General features: G+C 39.8%; 6 protein-coding genes. 4 read left to right on the forward strand and 2 right to left on the reverse strand.

Annotation, left to right across the window (positions count from 1 at the left end):
• Positions 1 to 305: hypothetical protein (locus tag NZ896_06405; GenBank protein ID MCS7117080.1), on the reverse strand; the 305-nt coding region annotated here is incomplete at its 3' end.
• Positions 306 to 732: 427 nt separating this feature from the next.
• On the opposite strand from NZ896_06405, the gene NZ896_06410 reads away from it, so the two are divergent.
• Positions 733 to 1,422 (forward strand): helix-turn-helix domain-containing protein, encoded by a 690-nt coding sequence (locus tag NZ896_06410; protein MCS7117081.1) that lies wholly within the window; start codon positions 733 to 735, stop codon positions 1,420 to 1,422.
• Between the two features lie 32 nt (positions 1,423 to 1,454).
• Positions 1,455 to 2,276, forward strand: a complete 822-nt coding sequence (locus NZ896_06415) for a DUF92 domain-containing protein (GenBank protein ID MCS7117082.1) — start codon at positions 1,455 to 1,457, stop codon at positions 2,274 to 2,276.
• A 15-nt stretch (positions 2,277 to 2,291) separates the two neighbouring features.
• On the opposite strand, the gene glyS is transcribed toward NZ896_06415, so the two are convergent.
• Entirely contained in the window at positions 2,292 to 3,746 is a 1,455-nt protein-coding gene (gene glyS / locus NZ896_06420; GenBank protein ID MCS7117083.1) for a glycine--tRNA ligase, read from the reverse strand.
• 132 nt (positions 3,747 to 3,878) lie between these two features.
• Here glyS and NZ896_06425 point away from each other — a divergent pair, with 132 nt between their 5' ends.
• Both NZ896_06425 and NZ896_06430 read left to right on the forward strand, forming a co-directional pair.
• Positions 3,879 to 4,019 (forward strand): DUF5679 domain-containing protein, encoded by a 141-nt coding sequence (locus NZ896_06425; protein ID MCS7117084.1) that lies wholly within the window; start codon positions 3,879 to 3,881, stop codon positions 4,017 to 4,019.
• A 129-nt stretch (positions 4,020 to 4,148) separates the two neighbouring features.
• A complete protein-coding gene (locus NZ896_06430) occupies positions 4,149 to 4,664 on the forward strand; it encodes a C-GCAxxG-C-C family protein (GenBank protein ID MCS7117085.1) in 516 nt (171 codons plus the stop codon).
• Positions 4,665 to 5,396 lie beyond the last annotated feature (732 nt).

Here is a 5,396-nt window from a genome sequence, read left to right on the forward strand (position 1 = left end):
TCTTTTACCAACCTTGCAAATCCAAATACCTTTGCTTTCAACTCTTCTTTTGCTATTGCTCTAACGGCCTCTTCGTCTTCTTTTGATACTACTGGCATTCCTGCTTCTATCCGTTGTACACCTATCTCATCTAACATCTTTGCTATTTCTACCTTTTCATTCTTCCTAAATACAACACCGGGTGTTTGTTCACCATCTCTTAATGTAACATCATGAAATATTACTCTCTCTGGTTTCTTAATCTCTACAGAGAAGTTGAATGGGCTTACCCACCATTTGTCACCAATCCACGGTTCTTTGCTCATCGTGATGGTGTAAACACCATGGCGTTATAAACATTACCTTTCATTCTTCTTTAAAGTAGCGAAAAAATTTTTTCATAAATTTGGCCTTCTTCAATGATGCAAATTTAGGTTTAATTGCACTCTTATTGAAACTTACATAGAGAATTTTAAGAATTATAAAATATGGGTTATTGGATCAAGGTAACGAATCGGCTTGCTAAAAGGCCCTTTCAACGATATTCCGAGTACACTTTGAAATATAGCAACACCTTCATATCGATATATATGATATTACGGACATTTAATTCTCCCTTAAGCCCTCCGTTTTATTCGATCTAATATTATCGATAAAAATCATCTATTAAACTCATGAAAAGGGATCGGAGAGAAGTGCGATTCTAAAGTAGCGACTCAAAGTATTAATACTTCTCGTGATCAAATCCATAATATGGGCACAGAATACGAAGAGGCTTTTATTAAAATTGCTGGTAACGTCGTTGCCAACCCCAATCCAGGCAAAGCCCTAAAGTTTTGGAGAGAGAGGTTCGGTATCAAACAGGTGGATTTGGCGAGAGAATTATCGATCTCACCATCTGTATTGAGTGATTATGAGAGTGGTAGGCGTGCATCACCGGGTGTAGTCTTTGTTAGGAAGTATATTGAAGCACTTTTGAAGCTCGATCGAGCCCAAAGGCAAGTGTTGAATAGACTGATCCCTATACAGAACGATTCAGCAATCATAGCGATGTCTGAATTTAAGCAACCTGTCGAAGCTGGTGAATTGATAAAACTTCTTCAGGGCGAGGTATTGAGAGGTCATGATCGATTATCTACACCCATCTATGGTTACACAGTCTTGGATAGTATCAAGGCGATCTACGCCCTTTCCGGATTCGATTTTTATCGGGTCTTTGGTGCTACATCAGAGAGGGCATTGATATTCACAAAGGTAGGTATGGGTAGATCTCCATTGGTAGCGATCAGGGTCTCCCAAATTAAACCCAGATTGGTAGTATTACATGGCCCAAAGATCGTCGATCGACTCGCTCTAGACCTGGCCGAAAGGGAGAGGATCATTCTTGCTTTATCTCACCTTCCTAATGAGGATGGTTTCATAGAGATTTTGAGTAAGCTTTAAGTCTTAATTCGACTTAGAAGTGGTGTCCAAAGATGCAAACTATACTGGAAACCATGGTAAAGTTGGGTGTAGTCGTACTATTAGCATTCATCTCTTATTTGAATAATATGATCGACCGTGTGGGCACATTCGTAGCGATTCTGATCGGGTTTTCGGTGGTGCTAGGTGGTGGTTGGTCTTGGTTCATAACGCTCTTAACCTTCTTCGTAGTTTCTACTCAATTTACAAGGTTCAAATATGAGTATAAGAAGAAGATAGGTTGCGCCGAAGGTGATGGTGGTCGAAGAAGCTGGAGGAATATCATCGCGAATGGTGGTGTCGCCGCATTCATAGCCCTTATGGAGGGTGTATCGACAAACGATGGATTTGAAAGGGTAATATATGGTATCGCTTTCGTTGGAGCTATTTCTACAGCCACAGCTGACACGCTAGCTACCGAGATCGGGTTGATAAGTAGATCATCACCAAGGTTGATTACGAACTTGAAGAGGAAAGTCCCTCAAGGCACATCGGGAGGTGTTACATTATTGGGTGAGTTTGCGAGTATCTTCGGATCTTTACTCATAGGGTTGGTAGCAGCGCTCTTGAATGTTGCGAATACTTCAGTCATTAAAGTGATCATAATCTCAACGATCAGTGGTTTTGTAGGTTCGACGATCGATAGTATCTTAGGTGCCACGGTTCAAGGGCTTTATAGATGTCAAGTATGTGGATCTTTGACGGAGAGTATTCAACATCATGATAATCCTACACTCCTCATCAAAGGCTTTCATCACATAAACAATCATGTAGTGAATTTCATCGCCACTTTAGCCGGAGCATTATTATCCATCACCTTATTCTTCTTGATATAGCAGTCTATTCACAGTTTAATCATACTTATAGATGATCTGTCTTATAGTATCTTTAAGATTCGCTATACTTACTCTGAATTGTTTCATAGAATCTCTATCCCTAATGGTAACTGTATCATCCTTTAACGTTTGATAATCTACTGTTACATTAATAGGTGTACCAATTTCATCCATTCTTCTATACCTTCTCCCTATCGAACCCGAATCGTCGTAGAATGTATCAAAATCGCTCTTTATCATTCTGTATATAGACTTTGCCTTTTCAGGGAGCGAGTCACGATTTACCAAGGGGAAGACGCTCACCTGAATCGGTGCGAGGTAGGGCTTTAAGCTCAACAGAAGGCGCTCACCATCCTTTTTTAAATTATGCTCCAATATGCAGTAGATACTCCTATCAACACCCATGGAAAGCTCGAAGACATGGGGGATGATCTTCTCACCATCATCCATAACTCTCATATCCTTACCACTAATCTTACTATGCCCTTTCAAATCATAATCTGTGCGATAATTACATGCGACGAGCTCGATCCATCCTAGGCTGGTATTGACTTCGAAATCGTACGCTACTTCTGCATAAAAGGCCCTTTCATCTTCGGAGAGTGCTCTGAACCTGCTCCTTTCCATATCTATTCCCGTCTTATCGTAAAACTGCTGAATAAGTGCAAGGTAGTATGTTATCAACTTATTGGGTGTGAGATTATCTTTAAGAGCCTCTTGGCACGTGATCTTCTTCACTTCGCCATCTTTGAACAGTCTTAATTGGTAATCCCTAACTTCATCGAACTTTTCGAAATCATCTGCCTTCTTCGGATTGAAGAATACTTCGATCTCGGCCTGATAAAACTCTCTCAACCTTATCAAACTCTGCCTTGGTGAAATTTCATTCCTAAAGCTCTTTCCAAATTGTGCGAATCCCAATGGTAACTTACCCCTCATCACTCTGAATAACCGGGGGAAATCTGTGAAGATCGTCTGGCACGTTTCAGGCCTTAAATAGGCCTCATCTTCAGCCGGACCTATACCTAATTTGAACATCATATTAAACCTTCTCGTCTTAGAGAACTCGCCATTACAATTGGGACACCTCAGCCCATACTGATCTATGAGTTTATCGAATTCTTCATCGACCAGCCTTTCAGGAATGATCTTACCGACCTTCTCCGCTATAAATCGGTCGACCCTTAGAATAGTATTGCACTTTTTACAAGATACGATAGGATCTGCAAAGCTTTCAAGATGGCCCGATGCTACAAATACACTCTTTGGCATGATTTGTGCTCCATCGATTTCGATCATTCCATCTCTACGTACGAGCTCTCTCCTCCAAAGCTCTATAAACCGGTTTCGAAGATTCACACCCAATGGCCCATAATCCCAAAAACCTGCCGGTGCATCGGAATAAATTTCACAACTGGGCATGAAAAAGCCTCTCTCTAGACTGAGTCTTAGGACCTCTTCGTAATTCATACCTCTCTAATGGCTTGTAAAACCTAAATTTATCTTTAACTCTTGCCTAAATATTTCCAAAGAATCTTGCATCTGTATTTAAATATGGATCTTGCTATAGGATATGGCGAGAGAAGGTAAGAGGTGACTCAAATGGTGGAGGCATATTGTGTAAAGTGTAAGAAGAAGGTTGAGATGAAGAATCCACAGACTGTAACGCTCAAGAATAAAAGACAAGCGACCAAGGGCCAATGTCCTACCTGTGGTACTACTGTATATAAGATAGGGAAGTAAACCCCCTCTTTTTTATTTTTATACTTTTATACTTTCTCAAAATGTCAAATCGAAGTCTTTATTCCTTTGAGATGATTTTCGTTATGGAGCTATTAAGCTTAATAAGGATTGTGTGTTTTTATTAAAATTATGGAGCAAGAAATTCTTAAATTAATTAAGCAGGTTCACGATGATGCGAAAGAGTATAACATGAAGTATCCTGGCTGTTCTCAAGCGGTTTTAGGATCGTTACAAAAGAACCTGAATATAGGAGGCTTGGATTCATTCAAGGCGGCCACGCTACTCGTAGGAGGGGTTGCGAGGCGTGGAGAAACATGTGGTGCGGTGATAGGTGCGCTCATGGCTTTAGGTATAGTGATAGGGCGTGAAAGGATCGAAGATATCGAGACTTACCAAAAGGCCTTTGAACCCGCGTACGAGTTTTGTGATAAATTTGTAAAGGAGTACGGGAGCACCCTTTGTTGTGAAATTCAGAAGAGGTTGTATGGTATGTGCTTTAATCTGAGGGATAGGAGAGGCCATGAGCAATTCTTATTAGCTGGAGGCCGCTCGGAAGAGGGTTGTCCGAAAGTCTGTGGGTTTGCTGCTAAAACGATGGCGGAGATCATTTTAAGGTTAAAAGATAGGGCTTTGGTTAGAGAGTAATAAGAAAGTAAAATTGAGATATTCAAACCAAAGGATTGTAGAAAAGATAAAGTTAATGAAGTCTGAAGGCTAGATCTGAAATTTTTTCTCAAAATTCTGACACTAATATGATAAAACTCAGTTTGGTATAATTGATCGCACTTGAGTTCTCAAAATTAGTCAATATTATTAGATGGTTAAAGCAAAGTTTGCATAGAATTTTTATCTTTGGTGGCTGTTGGAAGGGTGGATCAGAAGGCTCTTGGTAACTCTGATGAAGTTGAATCGGCTTAATCGTTGAAAAGGTTGCAATCTTATATAGCAGATTTAACGAATTATTGAGGTCTCTTCATTTGAAAAGCTTCACAGGTAAGATTCGTGTGGTTATATATTCGGAGTACCAATGGTGGTGTAAAGAGCGGAGTGTTAATAGAAGTGGAGATAAGTGAAAGAACTTCCCATCAGTGAAATACTAGTCGCTCAATGCCCAAAGTATGGAAATAGTAACAAGATCGATTGCGAAGAATGTAGAAGATCGTTAACCGAATGATGGTGCGGTCGCCGGTGTTTAAACTTAATTGAGTTCAAATTAAAAAGAAGAAGAGGTTTAGTCAAAACTTCTTCCTAACTTTTTATTTTATATTTTGTACATCTTTATAACAAAGTTTAACGACCACTTCCATAAAAGTTCAGTAAAATTTAAATTCCATGCCCTTGTTGAAGTGGATGGATAGAATCCTCTGTTTTTATCAT

It is taken from the genome of Nitrososphaerales archaeon (assembly GCA_025058425.1).
Lineage (GTDB): Archaea > Thermoproteota > Nitrososphaeria > Nitrososphaerales > JANXEG01 > JANXEG01.